General features: G+C 65.0%; 16 protein-coding genes. 7 read left to right on the top strand and 9 right to left on the bottom strand.

The features are described 5' to 3' along the window. Positions 1–64 precede the first annotated feature (64 nt). Together IG178_RS05355 and IG178_RS26130 are read right to left on the bottom strand one after the other, a co-directional pair. A complete protein-coding gene (locus IG178_RS05355) occupies positions 65–1,384 on the bottom strand; it encodes a DEAD/DEAH box helicase (RefSeq protein WP_193211496.1) in 1,320 nt (439 codons plus the stop codon). A gap of 205 nt (positions 1,385–1,589) precedes the next feature. Next, entirely contained in the window at positions 1,590–2,138 is a 549-nt protein-coding gene (locus tag IG178_RS26130) for a rhodanese-like domain-containing protein (protein WP_193211495.1), read from the bottom strand. 109 nt (positions 2,139–2,247) lie between these two features. On the opposite strand from IG178_RS26130, the gene pssA reads away from it, so the two are divergent. Together pssA and IG178_RS05340 are read left to right on the top strand one after the other, a co-directional pair. After that, the gene (gene pssA / locus IG178_RS05345; RefSeq protein WP_193211494.1) at positions 2,248–3,114 is read left to right on the top strand and encodes a CDP-diacylglycerol--serine O-phosphatidyltransferase; all 867 of its coding nucleotides are present in this window, start codon (positions 2,248–2,250) and stop codon (positions 3,112–3,114) included. 28 nt (positions 3,115–3,142) lie between these two features. Then, a complete protein-coding gene (locus tag IG178_RS05340; RefSeq protein WP_343225929.1) occupies positions 3,143–3,769 on the top strand; it encodes an N-acetylmuramoyl-L-alanine amidase in 627 nt (208 codons plus the stop codon). A 1-nt stretch (position 3,770) separates the two neighbouring features. Here IG178_RS05340 and lpxA read toward each other — a convergent pair whose 3' ends face one another. Further along, positions 3,771–4,547: an acyl-ACP--UDP-N-acetylglucosamine O-acyltransferase gene (gene lpxA / locus IG178_RS05335; protein WP_343225928.1), complete on the bottom strand. Its 777-nt coding sequence runs from the start codon at positions 4,545–4,547 to the stop codon at positions 3,771–3,773. A gap of 87 nt (positions 4,548–4,634) precedes the next feature. Between lpxA and IG178_RS05330 the strand changes: the two genes are divergently transcribed. Then, positions 4,635–5,837, top strand: a complete 1,203-nt coding sequence (locus IG178_RS05330; RefSeq protein WP_193211492.1) for an RsmB/NOP family class I SAM-dependent RNA methyltransferase — start codon at positions 4,635–4,637, stop codon at positions 5,835–5,837. Here IG178_RS05330 and IG178_RS05325 read toward each other — a convergent pair. Continuing rightward, complete coding sequence (locus tag IG178_RS05325; RefSeq protein ID WP_193211491.1) at positions 5,819–7,507, bottom strand: amidase family protein; 1,689 nt, start codon at positions 7,505–7,507, stop codon at positions 5,819–5,821. The two genes, IG178_RS05330 and IG178_RS05325, sit on opposite strands and share 19 nt — an antisense overlap. A 370-nt stretch (positions 7,508–7,877) precedes the next feature. Between IG178_RS05325 and IG178_RS05320 the strand changes: the two genes are divergently transcribed. The 3 genes from IG178_RS05320 (at position 7,878) to IG178_RS05310 (ending at position 11,588) form a co-directional block, all read left to right on the top strand. Then, positions 7,878–9,248: a hypothetical protein gene (locus IG178_RS05320; protein ID WP_193211490.1), complete on the top strand. Its 1,371-nt coding sequence runs from the start codon at positions 7,878–7,880 to the stop codon at positions 9,246–9,248. Continuing rightward, a complete protein-coding gene (locus IG178_RS05315) occupies positions 9,245–11,029 on the top strand; it encodes a hypothetical protein (protein ID WP_193211489.1) in 1,785 nt (594 codons plus the stop codon). The genes IG178_RS05320 and IG178_RS05315 overlap by 4 nt, the downstream gene beginning before the upstream one ends. Before the next feature lie 388 nt (positions 11,030–11,417). Beyond that, entirely contained in the window at positions 11,418–11,588 is a 171-nt protein-coding gene (locus tag IG178_RS05310; protein WP_193211488.1) for a hypothetical protein, read from the top strand. On the opposite strand, the gene IG178_RS05305 is transcribed toward IG178_RS05310, so the two are convergent. The 5 genes from IG178_RS05305 to nuoD all read right to left on the bottom strand — a co-directional run bounded on the left by IG178_RS05305 (position 11,589) and on the right by nuoD (position 21,243). Next, complete coding sequence (locus IG178_RS05305) at positions 11,589–17,000, bottom strand: LamG-like jellyroll fold domain-containing protein (RefSeq protein WP_193211487.1); 5,412 nt, start codon at positions 16,998–17,000, stop codon at positions 11,589–11,591. 271 nt (positions 17,001–17,271) lie between these two features. Next, positions 17,272–18,690 (bottom strand): NADH-quinone oxidoreductase subunit NuoF, encoded by a 1,419-nt coding sequence (nuoF, locus tag IG178_RS05300; protein ID WP_193211486.1) that lies wholly within the window; start codon positions 18,688–18,690, stop codon positions 17,272–17,274. Positions 18,691–18,712: 22 nt separating this feature from the next. Beyond that, complete coding sequence (locus IG178_RS05295; protein WP_193211485.1) at positions 18,713–19,303, bottom strand: NADH-quinone oxidoreductase subunit NuoE family protein; 591 nt, start codon at positions 19,301–19,303, stop codon at positions 18,713–18,715. A 2-nt stretch (positions 19,304–19,305) separates the two neighbouring features. Further along, on the bottom strand, positions 19,306–19,974 hold the full coding sequence (locus IG178_RS05290; protein WP_193211484.1) for a thioredoxin-like domain-containing protein: 669 nt from the start codon (positions 19,972–19,974) through the stop codon (positions 19,306–19,308). Between the two features lie 18 nt (positions 19,975–19,992). After that, complete coding sequence (gene nuoD / locus IG178_RS05285; protein ID WP_193211483.1) at positions 19,993–21,243, bottom strand: NADH dehydrogenase (quinone) subunit D; 1,251 nt, start codon at positions 21,241–21,243, stop codon at positions 19,993–19,995. Positions 21,244–21,386: 143 nt separating this feature from the next. Here nuoD and IG178_RS05280 point away from each other — a divergent pair, with 143 nt between their 5' ends. After that, the gene (locus tag IG178_RS05280) at positions 21,387–22,268 is read left to right on the top strand and encodes a sugar phosphate isomerase/epimerase family protein (protein WP_193211482.1); all 882 of its coding nucleotides are present in this window, start codon (positions 21,387–21,389) and stop codon (positions 22,266–22,268) included. Positions 22,269–22,287 lie beyond the last annotated feature (19 nt).

Genomic DNA, 22,287 nt, shown 5'->3' with positions numbered 1-22,287 from the left:
CCCCCCGGATGCGGAGAGGCCGCGCGGGATCTCCGAGCGGCCTCTTGGAAGAACAGGTGGGGGTTCAGCGGCCCGAGCGGGACGGCCTGCGTCCGCGGCGGCCCTGACCTCCGGCGCCGCCCGGGGCGCCACCGCCATTCCCGCCGCGGCCACGGTTACCACCGCGGCCTTGCTGGACGCGCTTCGGCGGGGCACCGCGGCCCCCCTTGGCGTAGCGTTCGGCAAAACCGGCGTGGTGGTGGTCGTGACCCTCCCAGACGGGGACCGACATGCGGATGGTCTTTTCGATGTCGCGCAGGTAGTCGAACTCCTCGTCGGAGCAGAAGGACACCGACAGGCCGTCGGCACCGGCGCGGCCGGTGCGGCCGATGCGGTGGACGTAGGCCTCCGGCTCGTTGGGCAGGTCGAAATTGACCACCAGGCCGACGTCCTTCACGTCGACCCCGCGGGCGGCGACGTCGGTGGCGACCAGCACCGGGGTCAGGCCCTTGCGGAAGCGTTCGAGCGCCTTTTCCCGTTGGGCCTGCGACTTGTTGCCGTGGATCGCGTCGGCCTGGAAGCCGGCGGCACTGAGGCTCTTGGCCAGCTTGTTGGCGCCATGCTTGGTGCGGCTGAAGACGATGGTGAGCCGTGCGCTCTCGGCGCGCGACTGCTCGGCGAGGAGCTGTTCAAGCAGCGGCCGCTTCGAGTCCTTGGTGACGAAGCAGACCTTTTGCTCGATGCGCTCGGCGGTGGTGACTTCCGGCTGGATGGTGACCTGGGCGGGATCCTGCAGGATGCTGTGGGCCAGCTGGACGATGTTCGGAGCGAGGGTGGCGGAGAAGAACAGCGACTGGCGCTTCTTCGGGAGCATGGCGACGATGCGCTGGACGTCGCGGAGGAAGCCCATGTCGAGCATGCGGTCGACCTCGTCGAGCACGAAGAACTCGACGCCGGAGAGATCCACGAAGCCCTGTTCGATCAGGTCGAGCAGGCGGCCGGGGCAGGCGACGAGGACATCGACGCCGCCGCGCATGGCATTGACCTGCGGGTTCTGGCCGACGCCGCCGTAGATCATGGTCTGGCGGAAACGGATGTGCTTGCCGTAGGTGGTGAAGCTCTTCGCCACCTGGACCGCGAGCTCGCGGGTCGGGGTGAGGACCAGGGTGCGGGCGCTTTTCGGGCTGAGCCGTTGCGGCCGCTCGTGAAGCGCGTTGAGGATGGGCAAGGCGAAGCTGGCGGTCTTGCCGGTGCCGGTCTGGGCGCAACCGATGAGGTCGCGGCCTTCTAACAGGAATGGGATGGCCTGGGCCTGGATCGGCGACGGAACGGTGTAGTCAAGCTCGCGCAGGACGCGGTGAAGGGGCGCGGCCAGGGGCAGCGCCTCGAACGATGTCGGGGTCATATGTGGGATGCCTGCCCGCACGGGGATCCGGCGGCTGGCGGTGTCGATGAGCAATCAGGTGGGATCCCCGAACCATCTCTCATCGATGAAGACCGGAAAAGGGCTGGGACCGTCGATTGGCCCCGTCGGCCGCAGCCAACGCGGCGTGCTGATAGACGGAAATGCGCCGGATGCAAGGCTTTTCCCTGATGCGGGAGGAAGTCGATCAGTCGATCTCGATGCGATAGCGCGGCAGAGCAGGGTCGATTTCAAGGCTCCAGGCGTCGATGCCGCCGCGGAGGGCCCGGGTGTTCTTGAGGCCGTGGCCCAGGAACCAGGCGCAGGTATCGAGGACGTGGCGGCCGGAATGGTCGTGGAGGATGATGCGCCGCCCGGGGTCGCCGGCGAAGAGTTGTTGCTGCAGGTCCTGCTCGAGGAAAACGGCGCCGGCGATCCTGACCGCGTCGTGTTCCTCCCTGGTGCGGGTGTCGAGGAGCAGGGGCGGGGAGGATGATTCAAGCTCGGCGCGGAGCTCGGCCGGGGAGATCATCATCGACTCGTCGTGCTGCCGGCTGGCGACGAGATGCGCGCGGACTTCCTCGACATCGAGATCGCCGGCCCGGGCGCAGAGCTCGGCGAGGGTCTCGGTGTCGGAGAAACCACAGCTTTGGCAGCCGCCGAGATGATAGCGGGAAAACAGCGCGCGGCGGGCGCCGGGGTAGGCGTCCATGATGCGGCCCATGGGAGTGTCGGCGGCGATGGGGTCGGTTTCCACGCCCGGACGATAATGGTGGCATGCACGGTGGCAAGGGCGGCGGACTGCAGAATGCCCGCATTGATTTTGGCCTGTTTCAGGACTGTGCTTTCGGTCAACGTTCGGCCGTATGGCCCGCGAGCGAGACCCCGACGAACCGAGAATCTACCTGCTGCCGAACCTGATGACGGCGGGCAACCTGGCCTGCGGGTTTTTCGCGGTGTTGACGATTTTCAAGGGGATCTCCGTCGCGACCACCTCGGCGAGCTACGATTTCGCCGCCGCGCAGCCCTACTACGAGAAGGCGATCCTGCTGATCTTCGCGTCGTGCATCTTCGACCTGCTGGACGGGCGGCTGGCGCGGTTCGGCGGCCAGGATTCTCCGTTCGGCCGGGAGTTCGACTCGCTGGCGGATGTGATCTCCTTCGGCATGGCGCCGTCGATGTTGATGGCCAAGGCGGTGCTGTTGCCGCTTGATGAATCGGTGGTCGGGCTGGGCTGGGTGCTGGCGTGCATCTACGTGTTGTGCGGGGCGATCCGGCTGGCGCGGTTCAATTGCATCGCGGCGATGCCCCCGCGTCCCGGGCGGACGACCGACTTCAGCGGCCTGCCGATCCCGATGGCGGCCGGCTTCATCTCCTCGCTGACCTACCTGGTGATTTATTTCAACGAGACCGACCGCAACCTGGGCGCGTGGAAGTACTTGCTGGGCGGTGCGATGCTGGGCCTGTCGCTGCTGATGGTGAGCAAGGTCAAATACCCGAGCTTCAAGAAGGTCGGCTGGCGGACGCGTGGCACGCCGCTGCTGATCGTGGTGGCGGCCGTGGTCCTGATCGTCACCGTGCGCTTCCACTACGTGATGCCCGCGGTGCTATTCAGCGCCTATCTCTTGTATGGGCTGGTGGTGAGACCTTTCCTCCCCGTGAAGGTCCAGCGCGAGATCGAGGCGGAAGGCGAGGAGGTAGGCGAAGCCGCCGAGGAGAAAGACGTTGAGTGATCTTACGGGATTCCGTATGACAGGGCGCGTGAGGAAGTGTTTCGACGCGAACCGGTTTTCCTCCCTGTCCCGATGGATGTTCGGGTGGATCCTGGCCCTTCTGGTGTGGGGAACCACCGCGGACGCGGCACGGTATACGACCGTGATCATCGATGCCGGACACGGTGGCAAGGACAAGGGCGCCTACTGGGGTGGCATCCGGGAGTCGCACCTGACGCTCGCGACGGCCCAGCGGCTGGAGCGCTTGTTGAAGAAGAAGGGAATGAAGACGGTCATGACGCGGCGCAGCGATGTGTTCGTCTCACTGGCCTCGCGCGCGGCGATCGCGAACCGCTACCGGAACTCGGTGTTCGTGAGCATTCACTACAATGCTCACCGGAACACCCGCTTCCGCGGGGTTGAGACCTACTGCTGGGGGGCGACCGGCATGAAACTGGCGGGGGCGATCCAACGGCGGCTGCCATCCCGGCTGGGGACGCGCAACCGCGGGGTGAAGCGGCGCCAGTTGACGGTGCTGATGAAGACGAAGATGCCCGCTGTGCTGGTGGAGTGCGGCTTCCTCAGCAACCCGACGGAGCGCGGGCGATGCCGCGGGGCGAGTTACCAGCAGACGGTCGCCCAGGCGATCTGCGACGGGATCATGGTGGTCCGTTAGATCACGGGCTCATCACGCCCTTCTTCGACGGCGTGGCGATCGCGTCGAGGAAGCGCCGCGCGGCTTCCGGCCAGTCGATCACAGCGGCCTCGGCGAGGGCCTCCTTGCGGAGCTTTCCGGACTGGAAGATCAGCTGGAAGGCACGCTTCACGGCCGCCCGCGTTGCGGCGTCGAATCCCGCCCGGCGCATGCCGACGGTGTTCAGGCCGGCGAGGGTATTCCGCCCGTGGGCGGTGCAAAAGGGCGGCACATCCTGACTCACCGCCGAGGTGCCCTGGATCATCGCGAGGTCGCCGATCTTGATGAACTGGTGGTAGCCGGAGCCGCCGCCGAGGAATGCCTTGTTGCCAATCGTGACATGGCCGCCGAGGAGCACGTTGTTGGCGAGGATGTTGCCATCCCCGATTTTCACGTCGTGGGCGAGGTGGACCCCGATCATGAGGAAATTCCCCTCGCCGATGACGGTGTGCATCCCTGCCTTCGACCCGCGGTGGACGGTGACGTATTCCCGCAGGGTGTTGCGGGGGCCGATGATCACGCCCGAGTCCACGGACGGATCGAACGAGAGATCCTGCGGGTCGGCTCCGACCACGGCACCCCAGCCGATATCGCTCGCTTCGCCGATGTGGGTGCGGCCGGTGACCAGGGCATGACCGCCGACTTTCACGCCGGCAGCAAGCTTCACCGGACCCTCGATCACCGAGAAGGGGCCGATGCTGACGTCGTCGGCAATCTCGGCTTCGGATGAAACCTGGGCGGTCGGATGGATGGTCGGCACGCCGGTTTCTAGGTCCGCCGTGGCCCTGCGGCAAGAGCAGGGAATATCGTCATTGATTGCCGCACCGCGCCAGCCAAGGTCGCGGTGATGAGAGTTCACCGGGTGTTGGCGGAAGGCTGTGCGGGGGTCCTGAAGGAAGTGTTCGTCGAGGGCAAGGTCCTCGACCGGGCGCTCGACGAGTCCTTCCGCGCCAACCCGAAGTGGGGCAAGCGCGACCGCGGGTTCATTGCGACCACCGTTTTCGAAGTAACCCGCTGGCGGAGGTCGCTGGCCTTTGTGGCCGACGGGGATGCGGTCGAAGCTCTATGCGCGGCGCAATGGCGGCGCGGCGGGCTGGAGGTTCCGGATTGGTGGCAGTGGAAGGGCGCCGATCTGGCCGACATGGCCGCCCGCGAGGAGGAACTTCCGGGGCAGCCGCGGGCGGTGCGGGAGTCGGTGCCGGATTGGCTGGATGCTCTCGGTGAGGCGGAGCTGGGCGAGGCGTGGGATCGGGAACTCGCGGCCCTGAATCGCCGGGCGCGGATTTTCCTGCGGGTGAACCCGCTGCTGGCCACGGTCGACGAAGTGGTTGAATGGCTTGCCGGGGAAGGCGTGACCGTCCAGCGGGTGGAGGGCGTGCCCCAGGCTTTGGTGCTGCCGGAGGGGAAGCTGCTGCCGAAGCCTTGCGCACAGGACGGTCGGATCGAAATCCAGGACGCCGGGTCGCAGCAGATCGTTCCCTTGCTCGACGTCGAGCCGGGGATGCGGGTCGTCGATGCCTGCGCCGGGGCCGGTGGAAAGACGCTTCAGATCGCCGGACTGATGAAGAACAAGGGTGAGATCCTCGCCCTGGATGTCGCCGAACGAAAGCTGGTCGAACTCAAGAAGCGTGTCGGCCGGGCCGGGGCCCGCAACGTGCGGATCGAGCGATGGCAGGACAGCACGCTGCGCCAGCGCAAGGGCTGGGCGGACCGCCTGTTGATCGATGCCCCGTGCTCCGGCTTGGGCACCCTGAAGCGCCAGCCGGACTTGAAGTGGCGGCTCACCAGGGCCGGCTTGGAGAAGATCAAGCGCAAGCAGGCGGAGTTGCTTGCCCTCTATCAGAACTTGCTGGGGCCGTCCGGAAAGTTGGTCTACGCCACCTGTTCGCTGCTGCCGTCCGAGAACCAGGGTCAGGTCGCCGCATTGATCGGATCGTCGTCCCGCTGGCAGCTCGGGAAGGAGGAACTCATCTCGCCGGCGGCGACCGGCTGGGATGGCTTCTACGGCGCGTGCCTGATGCCGGAGGGGGTTCAGTCTAACAGACTGTAGTGGATTGCCGGTTTGCGGCGTTCGGCGAAGTGCTCCGCGACGGCGGCGATTCTCAACAACACGGGTTCGTCCCACCAGCGGCCGATCGCTTGCATGCCGACCGGTAGTCCCGCCGGGTCGTGGCCGGCCGGAAAGGAGATGGCGGGGAGACCGGTCAGGTTGCCGGCGACGACGAAACGCATGATCTCCGAAAGCAGGGCGAGATCGGATTCCCCGCCGCGCATGGCATCGCTCTGAATCCGCGGTGCCGTGCAGCCGGTGGTCGGTGTGAGGATGGCGTCGACGTTTTCAAACGCGCGCCGGAAGATGGCCATCGCCCGGGTGCGGACCCGTTGCGCCTGGATGTAATCGGAGCTGGTGAGGTGGCGCGCCAAGGCGAGGTTCATGCGGGTGTCGTGGGAGAAGTCCTTGCCGTGATCCTTATGATAGCGGCTCATCGACTGTGCCATCTCCGAAACGATGGAGACCAGATGTGCCACGCGGATGAATTCGAGATCATCAATGACCACCGGGACGATCTCGGCGCCCGCTTCCTGAAAGCGTTCAAGCATCCGGCTGCAGCACTCCGACACCTCCGGACTGGCGTCGCGGAACCAGGGATCGAAGACGCCCAGCCGGACTCCTTTCAGGTCGCACCGGTCGATGCCGTCGATGGACACCGGGGGCTGTCCTCTCGTTCCGGGGGCGGCCGGATCTTGGCCGGCGATCAGGGCGTAAGTGATGGCGGCATCCCGCGCGGTCGAGGCAATGGGACCGATGTGTGCCAGGGACCAGCAGAGCGGGAATGCTCCTTGTTCGCTGACCCGGCCGAAGGTGGGTTTGAGCCCGACGACACCACAGAACGCCGCGGGGATCCGGATCGATCCGCCGCCGTCGGCTCCGAGCGCCACCGGGCAGAGGCCCGCCGCCACCGCGGCCGCGGAACCGCTCGATGATCCTCCGGTATGACGGGAGGGATCGTGCGGGTTCCGTGCCGCACCGTGGTGGGGGTTGTGTCCGGTGACGCCGATGCCGATCTCATGCATGTTGGCTTTTCCGATCAGCAGGGCGCCCGCGGCGCGCAAGCGGGCGACGGCGGTGGCATCGCGGGTGGCGATGGATTCGCCCAGGAAAGTGGTACCGGCACGGGTCGGGTAGGGGACTTGATCAAGTTCGTCTTTCACTGCGACCGGCACGCCGTCCATCACGGACAGCGGGCTGCCGCTGCGCCACCGCAGCGCCGACTCTCGGGCTTGCCGCATCAGGTCGCCGGGATCCAACTGGATGATGGCCCGGAGCGGCAATTTCGAGGAGTTTGAGTCCGAGATCGCGTCGATCAGCTTGTGCGCGACCTGTTCGGGGTCCGTTGTTCCGTTCCGGTATGCGTGGAGAAAGTCGTGGATGGTGGGCGGCTGGAAGCCGCGTCGTCTCGTCGGGGTCAATGCGACAGTCTCGATCGAGGCTGCGCTCACCGAAACGACGGCGCACTGGATTTGATCGGGATCGACGAAGGGCCGCAGGGTAGGGGGCTCGTCGACGAGCTTGCCGCGGAACGAGGTGATGCCGACTTTCCGGTAGAGGACACTCCTCAGCAGTCCGCCGAAGACCCGGCTTTCGAGCAACCACACCACCAACCGGAGGCTGCCGCCTGCCAAGCGCGGGGCGTGCAATGGCTTCAAGTCGTAACTCACGGCGGATCCAGCCAATCAAGGAATGGGCGTGCTGCCGAGCAATTGTGTGGAGCGGAGGGAAGATCTGTCATCTTTCCCTCGCTTCCACCGGCGGGCGTGAATCGCATTGACTTCACGAACGAAAACGGAGCCACTAACCGGCAATTGACTGAAAAGTCATGTCGATTCAACCCACGTGAAAAGGACACAACTCACATTGCTTTTCGCCGCTGGTGCCGGAGGCCTTGCTTGCGGCTTTGCCGCCAAGCGCGCGGGCGACCGTTCGCTCCCGGCCACGGAATCCGTCGAAGTCGTGGACCAACGACCGAATGTCGATCTGGCCACCGAACCGGGCAGCAGGTCGAGGTCGCGCGATCGGGCGCCCCGGATCGTGCTACCGTCCGTTCACTCGGACGATGATCTGGAGTCCCTCAAGGCGCTGCCGCCGGAGGACCTCTATGCCCGGCTCGCGCTGTGGATGGTGGACGCCAGCCAGGAAGACATCGCCGCCTTCTGGCAGCACTACAAGACCGTCGACAACCGCGCCAACGAGATCAACGACCTGATTTTCATCAACTGGTCCCGCATCGACCCCCAGGCCGCGGTGGACGCCGCCAAGGGCACGCCCGACGAGCATTACACATGGTGGGCCTGGGCCTGCCACGATCCGGCGGGATCCCTGGCCGCCGTCATGGCCCAGAACCCCGGGCGCTTGAACAACGTGACCTGGGGGCTGGGGGAGTTCCACCCCGACTGGGTCCGGGAGCATTGGGACGAGATCCCCTCCGAAGGCCAGAACAACGCTCTTCAGGGCATGGCGAAGTGGGATGACGTGGGCAATCCCCTCGATATCCTCACCTTCCTCCAGGACAAGGGTTATGGTTTCCATCCTGGGATTTTCAAGGTCCTGATCGGCAAGGATCCCTGGGCCGCCTACGAGTGGATCCAGGAGAGCGGCGGGAAAGTGAGCACACCCTGGGGCGGCTCGCAGGACACCCTCGGGAGCTTCGTTAACCTCGTGGCGGAGCAGCACCCGGAGATGCTGGAGAAGCTCGCCGCCCAGACGCCCTCCGGCGAGCTGAAGTGGAAAATGGAAGCCGCCCTTTTCGCGAACCTCCTCAAGACCGACCCGGAGGCGGCCAAGGAGCAGGCCCTGGCCAATACCGCGCCGAAAGTCGCCATCGACCAGCTCTCCGCCGTCGGCATCAGCCTGCTTTCGAGCGATCCCGACCAGGCCTTCGCCATGGCGGAGCGGATCTTCTCCCTCGATCCCGATGCCCTCAGCGGCATGACCACGATCCATTACGGCGGCGGTGGCTCCGGCTGGGGAAGCGGCGCGCCGGAGGCGAACCGCCTGATCGCCTCCCTGGTCTCCCGCGATCCCGCCCGCACGCTGGAGATGGTCATGGGGACAGATCCTTCATCGGGCCACCGATCCAGCTTCCAGCAGGTCGCCAACATCTGGGCGCAGCAGGACCTGGATGGCTACGCGGACTGGGTCGGCCGCCAGGACGATCCCTCCACCCACACGCAGGGGGTCAATGTCATGGTTTCAAGGTTGACCGAGTCCGGGCGCTTCGATGACGCCGTCGAGTGGGCGATGAGCCTGAAGGAATCGGAGAACCGATACAACTACCTGCCCAATCTCATCCACCAGTGGGGCCGTTCCGACCGCCAGGCAGCCGTCGAGTGGTTGGAAAACTCCGGCCTCCCCGAAGATCAGATCACCCGCCTCCAATCCTCTCTCCCCGCCCAGCCATGAGCCGACCCTCCTCTTCATCCCCCGGCCGCCTCGTTTCCTTCGCGCTGCTCTTCCTCGCCACCGCCACCGCCGGCTGGCAGCTCGCCGGGGGCAAGCCCGCGCCCGCCGCCGGGGAAAAGTCCGCCGCTGACCGCGCCACCAAGTCCTCCTCCCGCGCCACGCGCACCCGGCGCGTCTACGGCCCCACGGAGCAGGCCAAGCAGCTGATGCGCGCCGTCCTCGACGCCGGCTCCGCCCAGGACCGCATGCGCGCCACCATCTCGCTGGTGAATTCGCTGCCGCTCGACGAGATCGGGCGCTGGCTCGACGAGCGATGGTTCGAGGACCGCACTGGCTTCGAGCTCACCCTCTTCAACAAGCTCGCCAAGGAGCGCTGGAAGCGGGAGGACCCCGAGGGATTCCTCGCCTGGAGCATCCGCGAGAACGAGCAGTCCTCGGACGCGGTCTTCACCCGCTGGGCGGAGGAGGATCCCCAGCGCCTGCTCTCCTTCTTCAAGGAGACCCCGGACCTTGGAAAGGAACTCCAGGCCCTCGGCAAGATCGCCCGGAATGACCCCGCCCTCGCCCTGGCCCGCTACCGGGAGATGATTGCCAATGGCGAGATCAGCATGAACGACACCTACCGGGCCCAGGGGTTCCTCCGCGACCTCGCCGAGAACTCGCCGGCCGCCCTGGAGGCCGCGCTGGAGTCCCTGCCTGACCATGTCCGCCTCCAGGCCGAGTCCGCCTTGACCGGGCAGCGGCTCAAAACGGACTTTGACTCCGAGATCCGAAGTCTCTTCGAGCGTCCGGACGGTTGGAAGCTCTTCGAGACCGCCCTCAACAACGGCAACAACGTGAACTTCGGTGACAAGATTCTCGCCGACCTCGATCAGTTCCCCGCTTCCTGGAAGGCGAAGTTTTCCGATGTCTATTACCGATTCATCTCTGATGAGAACGCGGCCACCTGGCTGGCTCTCGACTACGAGGGCCACGGCTTTGAAGACCGCCAGGCCAAGTTTTTAAAAGCGCGAGCCATCCAGACCCTGTCCGGCCGCGATCCGGAAGGCGCGATCCGTGCCTTGGAAAGTGCGGGACTGGACTCCTCCGATCGCCAGAATGCGCTCAGGAACATCTTTTCCCGCTTCTCCCGAGACGAAGCCAGGACCGCAGAACTGATGGCGCTGCTCGGCTCGGAGGCCGATCGCGAGACCGTCGCGCAGGCCGTCGAGAACCGGGGAGATGATCCCTTCGGCTTTGGTTCTGCCTCGGCCAAGGTCGAGACGCCCGATCAGTGGTTCGAGAAGGCCGCCGCCTTCGACCCGCAGTCGAACAGTGGCTATGAGCTGATGCGGATGCTCAATGGTTGGAACAAGGAGCAGATGGCGGAACTCTCCAAGCAGTTCCAGACCTTGCCGGACGAGAGCAAGGTCTCCGTGGCCCGGGCCATCTCCGGAAACGATTACGGCATGGGAATTGATCCCGCCCTCAGGGGCGACGCCATCGCCTACCTGATGGAGCGACCCGCCACGGAGGATGACGAGAATCAGGATCGAGCCACCCGCAACCTGGTCGCCTCCGCTTCCCGCCACGCCGTGACCTGGGGGCTGAAAGATCCCCAGGCGGCCAGCGCGTGGACCAGCACCCTCCCCGAGGGCGACGCCCGGCTGTGGGCGCAGAAGAACCTCGCCGCGAACTGGGCGCAGTATGACCCGAACGCCGCGAAGCAGTGGGTCGCCACCTTGCCCGCCGCGGACCGGGAAGCGGTGGATCAGTATCTGAAGGACGGCCCCAAGCGTTGACCCGCGTCAACGGAGCGCCGGATTCATCCGGCTTGGACAGAAGGTTTCAGGTGACACTTTTGCATCATTCTTGCCCCAAGTTGATCGGGGATGGAGGGCTGATGACCCGGAAAGCAGTGCTTTCAACCCTTCTGCTGCTGACCAACCATCCAAGCCGACTGAAGTCGGCGCTCCGCCACGCCCGCGGCCGGGCGAACGAAATGGGACGGCAATGTGATCTTGAATTCACAAGCCCTTCCCCGGGGCCAACAATACCGGGGTGGAGAAAAAACAGGGAGAGTGGAGATGCTTGTTACCCCTGCCGGTGGCGGTTGCGTCCACGGCATGTGGCCACTTGGCGGCCCGTCATTCGTGGGAGCTGTTTTTCGCCATCCACTGGTACCTTGAGATGGCTGTCCTGATCTCCCTCCTGGCGGCGATCGCTTGTCTGATCCGTTTGTGGCCAGGCCGCGGGGGGCGGGGTTGGTCGTGGGGTTTCGTGACGAACGCCTGCCTCGTCGTGGCCGCAGGGGCTCTGGTCGTCTGGGTGAATCTCTGGGGCGAAGGCGGCTTGCTTTGATCACGGCTCGGTGACCTGGAAGCGGAAGAAGCGGCGGTCGCCGGGTGGAATGGCGAGGTTCACGGGGGTGTCCGAGGTACTGTAACCATCGTGGTTTTCCGGGGCGTCCCAGGGTTGCCAGCCGCTGAGGTCGTCGCTTGTTTCAATCTGATAGCGGCGGTAGGCCTTGCGCAGGAAGCTCAGGGTGCTGCCGCCGTCACCGATCATCGCCTGCCAGGCGCCGGTTCCGGTGAGCGGTGAACTGCCGAGGAGATACTCGGTGTAGTTGTCGAGGCCGTCGCCGTCGAAGTCGATGGCCTTGTCGCCGTCCGGGTCGCCTGGCGCGAAGTAGCCGTCGCGCCACTGGTCGTAGAGCGGATGTCCGGGGAGGGAATCCTGGATCCACTCCGTGAGCAGGGCGATGCCGCTCTGGTCGAGTTCGCTGGTGGCCAGCGGGGGCATGCGGGTGAAGCCGTTGGTGGCGGCCACGCGGCTGAGCACGATGCTGTGGGCGATGTCGCCGGGGACCACGTACTGGTTTTCAGGACTACCGCCGTTGTTGACCGGGATGCCATGGATCAGGCCGGTCTGCTCGAGCGTCAGTTCCGGGCGGCCGTCCCAGAAGCCATCCACGCTGCCTCCCGCCTGGTGGCAGTAGGCGCAGTTCACGGCGAGGTAGGATCGGACCCGTTCCTCGACCGGATGCTGGGTGTCATCGGGCGCGATGTGGCGGCCGAGCGTTGCCACCGGGTCGGGCGTGTTGGAAAGGAAGTCGTGGGCGGCCAGCAGGTTGATCTGGTTGCCGGCGAAGCCGTTGATCGAGCCGTCGCGGTTGAGCTGGCGCGTGTTGAAGGAAAGGGGATTGTCGCCGTGGCAGGTGATGCAGGACGACCGTCCGGGGATCTGCCAGTGCTGGACGTGGGGGGTGCCGCCTTCATCGATGTCGATGTCGAATTCCTCGCCGCCGTCGCCGACGAGGGTGGCTTCGGTCTGCGCCTCGTTCCACCGGTAGCTCACGCCATAGGCCCCGGTGTCGGTCTTGACGAGGACCCGGGTTTCGACGCGCTTGCGGGTGGCGGGGTTGCCCCGTTCGAGTTCGAGGTCGAAATGTTTCACCCACAGCATGCCGGCCGGATAGGACCAGTTGCCTTCCTTGCTCCAGGCCATGTGGCTGGTGGCATCGGGGATGGCGAACCAGCGGCGCTTGATGGCGTGGTCGCTCCAGAAGGTGAGGTTCGGCTGGTAGGGCAGGAGGCCGGACGCGGGCGACAGATCGCTGAGGTCGGAGAACAGGCCGGTGGCGGAGAGCGTGGCGGGGAAGCCGCTGGAAGCATCGCTACCGGAGGAAAGGCGCATGATCTTGCCAGTGAGGTAGGCGGCGAACAGCGGGTCCTTGTTCGACGGGTCGACGCCCTGGGTGGAGATCACGCCGTAGGCGCCGGGCAATCCGGTCAGGCGCACGGTGGCGCCGCTGCCGGTGTCCATTTGCCAGACGTGGCCGGAGACGGAGTCGCTGAAGATGTAGGTGCCGACCAGCGAGGGGTAGCGCGTGCCGCGGTAGACGTGGCCACCGACGACGGAGTTGCCCTTGAAGTTGGCGTCGCCGGCGAGGGCGGTGTGGACGTACTCGTAGACGGGATCGATGCTGGTGAAGCCGGCCGGTTTCGCCGGTGGCACGGGATTGGTGAAGGCGGTGTCGTGGAAGCCCTCGCGGTAGACCCAGCCGTAGTTGCCGCCCTTGATGATCTTGTTGACCTCCTCATAGGTGTCCTGGCCAACGTCGCCGGCCCACAGGTCGCCGGTTTCCTCGTCGAAGGAGAAGCGCCAGACATGGCGCAGGCCGGTGCACCAGAACTCGGTGCGCACGCTGCCGAGCGGCGTGATCTCGTTGCCGTTGTAGAAGCCGTCCCAGGTGCCGCCGAGGGAGGTGTGGACGAAGGGATTGTCGACGGGCACCGAGAAGCGGGCGATGCCGCCGTCGGTGGGGATGGCGGAGTGGGGATTGGGCTCGAGGTTGCCGGGCTTTTTGTCGACGTCGATGCGGAAGATGCCGGAGAAGAAGTCGAGGTTGATCTTCTGGCTGTTTTGCAGGACGTCGCGCTGGGCGAGCTCGTCGCCGGCGGTGTAGTAGAGGTAACCGTCCGGCCCGAAGTGAAGGTCGCCACCGTCGTGGTTAGACCCTTCGTCGAGCTGCTGGAGAAGGATTAGTTCGGAGGCCGGGTCGGCCGTGTCGGGATCGCCGGCGTTGACCTGGAAGCGCGAGATGCGCTGGTAGTAGGCGCCGCCGTTGATGCGCACGGTGTAGGCGACGTAGAAGTAGCCGTTGCCGGCATACTGCGGGTGGAAGGCGAGGCCGAGCAGGCCGTGCTCGGCATTCGCGCCGCCTTCGATGGTCTCCGTCGGCGTGCGACCGGCGATGACCGCCTGGAGGTCGAGGAAGGTGTTCTGCACCGGCGTGGCGGCGGTGACATCCGGGACGTGCTTGATCTTGGCGATCCGTTCGCAAACGAAAAGCCGGTTGGTGTCGCCGGGAACCGCCGTGATGCAGATGGGCTGGTTGAAGGTGAGGCCGGGCAGGGCATCGACCATCTGCCAGGTGTTCACCGGGGGCGCGGCCGGCATGGCGAGGGCCTCGTTGGTGAGCCGCAGCGAGGTGGCGAAATCGATGGTGACGGTGCCTTCGGCGGTGTTCCCGCTGACGTTGCCGACGCGGTAGGTGAAAGTGACCGGTGACGAGCTGCTTCCGGAATGAGCATAGAGGATCCGGCCGTTGTCGACCGAGGCAATGCCGGTGGACGGAGGCGCGACGATTTCCAGGGTCCCCGGCAGCGGGCCGCCGCTGTCGTTGGCAAGGACATCGACGAGCACCTTCTGATCGGCGTGGATGGTGGCCGAGTCGTCCACCGTGACGGGTGGCTCGAACACGGCATCCGGACCGGCGGTCCGCGAGGAGGCGACCTCGGCGCTGGAGATGGCGCGGTCGTAGATGCGCAGTTCGTTCAGCTTGAGGTTGGAGTTGGAGTCGGCGGCCCACATCGAGCGGCCGATCCAGTTGTTGACGTCGGCGAGGTCGGGCAGCCGGTAGGCGAGGTCGGCGGTGCCGTAGAGGGTGCCGTCGCGGTACCACTTGACCAGGCAACCGCCCGGGCCCGCGGTGCCGGCGCCATCGGCCACGGTCATGACGAAATGGTACTCGGTGCCCACCTCGGTGATGGTCGACAGGTCGGTGTTGCCGGGCGAGGTCTCGCCGCCGCCGCCGATCTTCGCGGCAAGGCGGTGGGAGCCGAGGGTGCCGCCGACGTTGAGGGACAGGAAGAGGTTGTCGTTGGCGACGAAGTTGCCGGGAAGCTGGCCACCGTCGATGATCTCACCGGGCTCGGCGCCGGTGCCGCTGGTGATCGACGAATTCCCGAAATCAAAGACGCGCTGCCAGTTTCTCGAAGAGAGGGGCGTCAGCCAGGCTTCGACGGTCAGGCTGGGTCGTGACGAGATGATCCCGTTCGGCAGATCGAGGTACGACGAGATGTTCTCGACGATCTGGTTGCCGGTGGTGATCGCGCCTTCGAGGACGAGTTCGCTGCCGTTGAGCGTGGCGCCATTTCCCTGCACCGTGGCGATCTCGCCGGTCGCCTCATCGAGGAAGGTGGTGCCGGGAAGCGCATCCCCGGGTTCCGTGTCGAAGGTCCAGCGGCGAGAAGGAACCGGCGCCGGTGCCGGAGGTTCGGGCGGTCCCACGGTCGGGTCGGGGCCCGCACCGTAGCTGGCCACGATCTCGGCGGGGGTGATGACCCGGCGGTAGATGCGGAACTCGTCGAGCGACAGGTTGGAGTTGGAGTCGCCGGAATACATCGAGCGGCCGATCCAGTTGTTCACGTCGCTGAGCTGCGAGAGGTGGAAGGGGAAGTCCTCGGAGTTTTGGAGAGCCCCGTTGCGGTACCAGCGTGCCTGGCATCCGGCGCTGCCGTGGGTGCCGGCGCCATCCTCGACGACGAGGACGTAGTGGTAGCGGGTCCCGACGACCGTGGCGGCCGTGGTGCTTGAATACTGGGCGGCGTTCCCGCCGATCTGGCCCTCAAGTTGCTGGGAGTTGAGGTTGCCGCCGGTGTTGAGGGTGAGGCTGAGATTGTCATAGCCGCCAAAGGCGGGCGATGCGGTGCCATCGACGATCTCGCCCGGCGCCGCGTCCGGACCGCTGGTGACGTTGCAGCGACCGAAGTCGAAGAGGCGCTGCCAGTTCTTCGACGACAATGGCGTGGCCCAAGCTTCGAAGGTGACGCTGTCGGTGGCCGTCGCGATTCCGTTGGGAAGGTCGATGTAGGCCGAGATGCTGGAGGCGGGCTGCGCCCCGGTGGTGGAGCCGGGCAGGACCACGGCACCGCCGTTGAGGGATGCCCCGTTACCCTTCAAAGTGGCGATCAGGCCGCCGAGTTCATCGGTGAACGTGACTCCCGACGGAACCTCCGATTGCGCCTGGGTGGTGAAAGTCCAGAGATGGTCGGCGACCGGGGGGGCGACCGGGTCCGGAGGATCGACGAGCACGTCCGGGCCTGCGGCCAGGTTGGCGGTCACTTCCCCGAGGCTCAGTGCATGGTCATAAATACGGCACTCATCGTAGGATGCGTCGGCATTCCAGTCGTTCGCCCATTGGGACCGTCCGAGCCAGTTGTTGACGTCCTCGAGTTGCGACAGGCGAAAATCGACGTCCGCGGTGTGGAGCAGCGATCCGTCCCGGTACCATTTGACCTGCCCGCCGTTACTTCCGTAGCTGCCGGCACCGTCCTCGAAGGTGAAGACATAGTGGTGGCTGGTGCCCAGGGTGGTGGCGAGGTTGGTGTCGTGGTAAAGATCGGGGTTGGATCCGTCGGCATTGATCATGGCGTCCATCCGCATGGAGTTGGGATCCGCGCCCAGGCTTAACGAGAGGTAGAGGTTGTCCTCCGCCTGGGTTGCTCCCGGGGTCTGGCCCTGTCCGTTGACGTCGACGATCTCCCCGTCGGCGGCACCCGGTCCGTGGGTGTCGATGCCGCGGGTGCGCCCGAAGTCGAAAAGCCGGTCGTATCCGGTGGTGGTGAAAGGGGTGGCCCAGATCTCGACGCTGAAGTTCGCTTTCGAGCTGACGATCCCGTTGGGCAGGTCGACGTAGGCCGACATGAAACCCAGTGAATGGTTGCCATTGGATGTACCGGGAAGGCGGAGTGCCGCGCCGTCGAAGCTCGCGAGGGTGACATACTGGCCGATCACCGTGGCGACGGCGCCTGAAATCGAGTCGACCATCGTCGTCCCGGACGGGGCGTCGCCGGCGGGATCATTGAACGACCAGCGGTTGGTCAGTTCCGCGCGGGCGTGGGTGGCGAGCAGGGAGATTGCAAGGATTCGACAGGGCAGCGAGCCGGCAACGCCGGTTGCCGGTGGACACGGGTTTCGGGAGATCATCGCGGGTTGGGTTTTTGATCGCGGGACGTCGGGTGGGACGGGACTCCGGCGATCATTGGCGGGGAATCTCAGGGCAATTCCGTGTTTCGACAAGCCTAGAAATGTTGCAACGTATTGGAAATCAGAGGGTTCTAGGGTTAATGCGACGGGATCTGGGAATTTTGCGACAGGTCCTAACCCAAAAGGGGGAGGTGCATCGTCCCCAAAGAAAAGCGGAGCCACCCATGGGTGGCTCCGCTGAAGGTCGAAAGCTGTGCGGTTTCCGCTTGGATCAGGCGTGCTGCAGGAAGCGGCGCTGGGCTTCGGCTTCCGGATTGTGCGGCACGGCGTCGTTGTCGGGATTGGTGTCGGCAAGGAGCTCCTCGCGGTATTTCGCGATGATCGCCTCGACGGGCCAGGACGACGCTTCGCCAAAGGCGCAGATCGTGCGTCCGTCGATCTGGTAGGCGACGCTCTCCAGGGTTTCGATGTCTTTCGGCGACGCTTCGCCGGCAACGATCCGGTCGGAGATTTTCTTCATCCACATCGAGCCCTCGCGGCAGGGCGTGCACTGGCCGCAGGATTCGTGGGCGTAGAACGAGTTGATATTGTTGAGCACCCACGACATCTTGCGCGAGTCGTCCATGACGATGACCCCGCCCGAGCCGGCCATCGATCCGCAGGCGGCGAGGGAGTCGAAATCCATCGGGATGTCCCAGAAGCCGAGTTTCTTGTCGGTGCCGTCCGGGCCTTGGCCCCGGAGGGTGAATTCCTCGTCACAACGGAGGATCTTCGACGACGAACCGCCCGGGATGACCGCCTTGAATTCGCGGCCGTCCTTGGGGCCCCCGCACATGTCGTAGAGGAGCTCGCGCATCGTGATCTTGCCGACCTCGACCTCGAAGTAGCCGGGCTTCTTGACGTCGCCGGAGACGCAGAGGATGCGGGTGCCGGTGTTGCGGGCCACGCCGAGCTTGGCGTATTCATCGCCGGTCATGCGGACGATGTGCTTCACGTGGCACAACGATTCGACGTTGTTGACGATGGTCGGGCACATGTAGAGCCCGAGCGCCGCGGGGAAATAAGGCGGCTTGATCCGCGGGTAGGCGCGCTTGCCTTCGAGCGACTCGATCAGGCCGGTCTCCTCGCCGCAGATGTAGGCGGCGGCACCGCGGTGGACGTAGATCTCCAGGTCGAATCCGGAACCGAGGACATTCTCGCCGACGAAGTTCTTCGCACGGGCTTCCTCGATGGCCTTCTCAAGGATCCGGGCCGCCTCGGGAAACTCCTCGCGGATGTAGATGTAAGCGATCTTGGCGCCGACAGCGAAGCAGGAGATCACCATGCCCTCGATGAGCTGATGGGGATCCTGGTGGACGATGTAGCGGTCCTTGAAGGTGCCGGGCTCGGACTCGTCGCAGTTGCAGATCAGGTAGACCGGCTTGGTGTTGGTCGGCGGGATGAAGGTCCACTTGAGGCCGGTCGGGAAGCCCGCACCGCCGCGGCCGCGCAGGCCGGACTTCTTCACCTCTTCGGTGATCGCCTTCGGTTCCATGCCGAGGGCCTTCTTCAGGTCCTCGTAGCCTCCGTCGCGCAGGTAGCAGTCGATCGACGGATCCCATCCCTCGCGGTCGACGTTCTTGAAGATTAGCCGGTATTCGCGGGGATCGGGCTGTTTGCCGGCTTTGTATTGGACGTTCGCGGTGCTCACTGAGGTGGCGCGTTTTCGGAGTTCAGTGTTCAGCGGAAGGAGCCGAATCGTATTGGTCGAGGAGGGACTGGGCTTTGTCGGCGGCGACTCCTTCGTGGAAGTCGTCGTTCACCAGGCAAACCGGAGCGGTGCCGCAGGAAGCGAGGCATTCGGCGAACTCAACCGACCACTTGCCGCAGGGCGAAACGGTGACCGGGTGGTGATGGGAGTCGGCGTGCGAGCGGTCGATGCCGGTCAATTCACAGATCTTGTCCATCAGTTCGTGCGAGCCGCCCATTGCACAGGACAGCGTGCGGCAAACCCGGATGTGGAACTTGCCGGGAGCCGACTGGCGGAAGCCGGGATAGAAGGTGACCACCTCGAGCACCTTGATCGGCTCGATCCCCAGGCGTCCGGCGACCCAATCGATCGCCTCCGCCGAGATGAAGCCGTGGTGGTGCTGGACGAAATGCAGCAAGGGCAGCACCGCCGAGCGCTTTTGATCCTCGGGAAACTGGGCGAGGCGCTTGTCCGCTTCCGCCTCCAGGGCCGGAGTCGGGGTGAAGGGCGGGAAGAACTTCGAACCGGGCGTTTCTTCGGACGCGACGTTGTCTTCGAGGATCGATGAGGACATGATTACTTAACGAGTTTCTCGAGCTCGGCGAGATTGCGGAAGTTGCCGAGGTTCTTGCCTTCAAGGTCGCAGACGATCACCGATGGGATGCCGGTAACGCCGTGCTTGAACTCTTTCTTGAAGTCGTTGGCCTTCTTCAACTTGAGCTGTGGCCAAGGCATGCTTTTGTTGGCCGCGTACTCCTCCATCGAATCCTCGTCCTGATCGCTGGTGATCAGGACAATTTCGAAGTTCTCGTTCTTGTGCTCGTTGTAGAACTCGACGAGCGACGGCGTGAATTGCTGGCAGGGGCCGCACCAGGATGCGGTGTAGTAGAAGACGTAGAACTTCTCCGGGCGCTCGGTGAGTTCGAACTTCTTCAGGCGCTTGCCGTCGAGTTTCAGCAGGTTGCCATCCAAGGTGTCGTCGAAGACACTCGGCTTGCCTTGCACTTCGGCGGCCGGCGGTTCCCAGGCCGCGAGCTTTTCACCCGCTTCCTCGGACAGGTCGGAGGCCTTCAGCGTGACGGTCTTGCCATTGCGCATCTTGAACTCGCCGGCCTTTTCACCGTCCTTTTCGACGACCTTGATGAGGTCCAGTTCGGCGGTCTTGCCGTCCTTGTTGGTCCACTTCTCGAATCCGGCGAAGGAGACACCTGCGAGCAAAAGGCTGAGTAGAATCGTCGTTTTCATAACAAATCACCTATACGGTCAGCGGTCGCACTCGCCCATCACGAAATCGAGCGAGCCGAGGAAGGCCGGGATGTCGGAAACCATGTGGCCCGGGAGCAGGGCGGAGAGCGGGGAAAGGTTGCAGAAGGAGGGGCTGCGGATCTTGAGGCGGTAGGGGACCCCGCCGCCGGTCGAGTGAATGTAGAATCCGAGCTCACCCTTGGGGTTCTCCGCCGCGAAGTAGACCTCGCCGGGCGGGGCGTCGATTCCCTGGGTGGCGACCATGAAGTGGTGGATCAACTCCTCCATCGACATCAGCACCTTCTCCTTGTCGGGGAGCATGCTCTTGGCGTGGGCGAGGTTGACGGGCCCGTCCGGCATGGTGTCCAGCACCTGGCGGCAAATCCGGATCGACTGGCGCATTTCCTCCATCCGCACCTGGTAGCGGGCGTAGCAGTCGCCTTCGTCGGCGACGACGACGTCGAAGTCGTATTTTTCGTAGCCGAGATAGGGGTTGTCCTTGCGCAGGTCGCGGGCGACACCCGAGGCCCTGAGGTTGGGACCGGTCAGGCCCCAGGCAATGGCGGCCTCGCGGGAGATCACGCCGATGTCGGCCATGCGGTCGACGAAGATTTTGTTTTTGTCGAGCAGCTTGGCGACCTCGTCGATGGTCACCGCGCACTCATCGAGGAAGGTGCGGACGGAATCGGCGAAGCCCGGCGGCATGTCGCGGACCTGGCCGCCGACGCGGGTATAGGATGTCGTGAAACGGGCGCCGGTGAGCTGTTCGCAGAGGTTGTAGATCTTCTCGCGCTCCGTGAACGTGTAGAGGAAGACGGTCATCGCACCGACGTCCATCGCGCAGACGCCGACGCCGAGCATGTGGGAAGAAATGCGGGCGAGTTCGCAGCAAAGGACCCGGAGGGCTTGGCCGCGGGCCGGCAGTTGCCAGTCCATCAGCTTCTCGACCGCGCAGGCGTAGGCGACGTTGTTGGCCAGCGGCGCCAGGTAGTCGAGCCGGTCCGTGTAGGGCACGAACTGGTTGTAGTGCATGTTTTCGGCGATCTTCTCGTCGCCGCGGTGGAGGAATCCCACATCCGGTTCCGCCTTGGTGATGGTCTCGCCGTCGAGTTCAAGGATGAGACGCAACACGCCGTGGGTGGCGGGGTGCGAAGGGCCCATGTTCAGGACCATCTTTTCGCCCATCAGGTCCGTCGTCTCCTCGTGGTACTCGGCGGCCTTGGCCGCGACGTCGGGGGCTTGGTAATCGGTCGTGGAGGTGCTGCTCATGGGAATCCCGGCCCCGGAATCAGGCCCCAAGTGGGCCTCGCGGGCAAGGGGTTTGTGAAAATTTTCACAAAGTCCGGAGAGCGGCGGAACAGCCGGGTTTGCGCGAGCTTGCCAAGGTCCCGCGATCCCGCGAGAAATGGACCATGAACCGCAGGAACTTCATCCGTTATTCCGCCGCCGGATCGATCGCGATCGCTGCCCCAAGCCGGTTGTTGGCCGCTTTGGCCGCCGAAAATTCGAAAGCAGGCAACATCGGCATCCAGCTCTACACCTTGCGGGATGCCCTCGCCAAGGATGCCGCGGGGACCTTGAAAGCGGTCGCCGCCGCCGGTTACCAGCAGGTCGAACCCTTCGGCTTCCCCAACTGTCAGCCCCTGCTCGACGGCGCCAAGGAGGCTGGACTGGCGTTGAATTCCGCCCACTTCGAGTGGGCCAGCGTGGTGAGCCCCAAGGACGCGGGGATGAGCGACTTCATGAAAATCCTCGAGCGGGCCAAGGAAGTGGGCCTGAGCCATCTGGTGATTCCCTACCTGCAGGACGGCGAGCGGCGAACGCTGGATGACTACAAGCGGATCGCGGCCAATGCCAACAAGGCGGCGGCCAAGGCGAAGGCGGCCGGGATCCAGCTCTCCTACCACAATCACGCGTTTGAATTCGAGCCGAAGGACGAGGGGAAATGCGGCTACGACGTGTTCCTCGAAGAATTCTCGGAGGACATGAAGTTCGAGATCGACATCTTCTGGATCAAGGTCGGCGGCCACGAACCGGCCGCCTTCATCGAGAAACTCGGCAAGCGCGTCTCGCAACTCCACCTCAAGGACCTCAAGGCGGGGCTGGACCTGCCCGAATACGGAAGCATCCCGCAGGATGCCTTCAAGGAGCTTGGCAACGGCATCATCCCGATGGCGCCGGTCCTCGCCGCCGCAAAGAAGGCCGGCGTGCAGCACCTGCACGTCGAGCAGGACCACTCGCCCGATCCGATGGCGAGCATCAAGACCAGCGTGGCCTACCTGGCAAACATGTGAGCGAGGGGCGCTGAAGCAG

It is taken from the genome of Neoluteolibacter marinus, assembly GCF_014904755.1.
Classification (GTDB): Bacteria; Verrucomicrobiota; Verrucomicrobiia; order Verrucomicrobiales; family Akkermansiaceae; genus Haloferula; species Haloferula marina.
The sequence above is the reverse complement of the archived record's forward strand: the minus strand, read 5'-3'. Positions and strand labels throughout refer to the sequence as shown.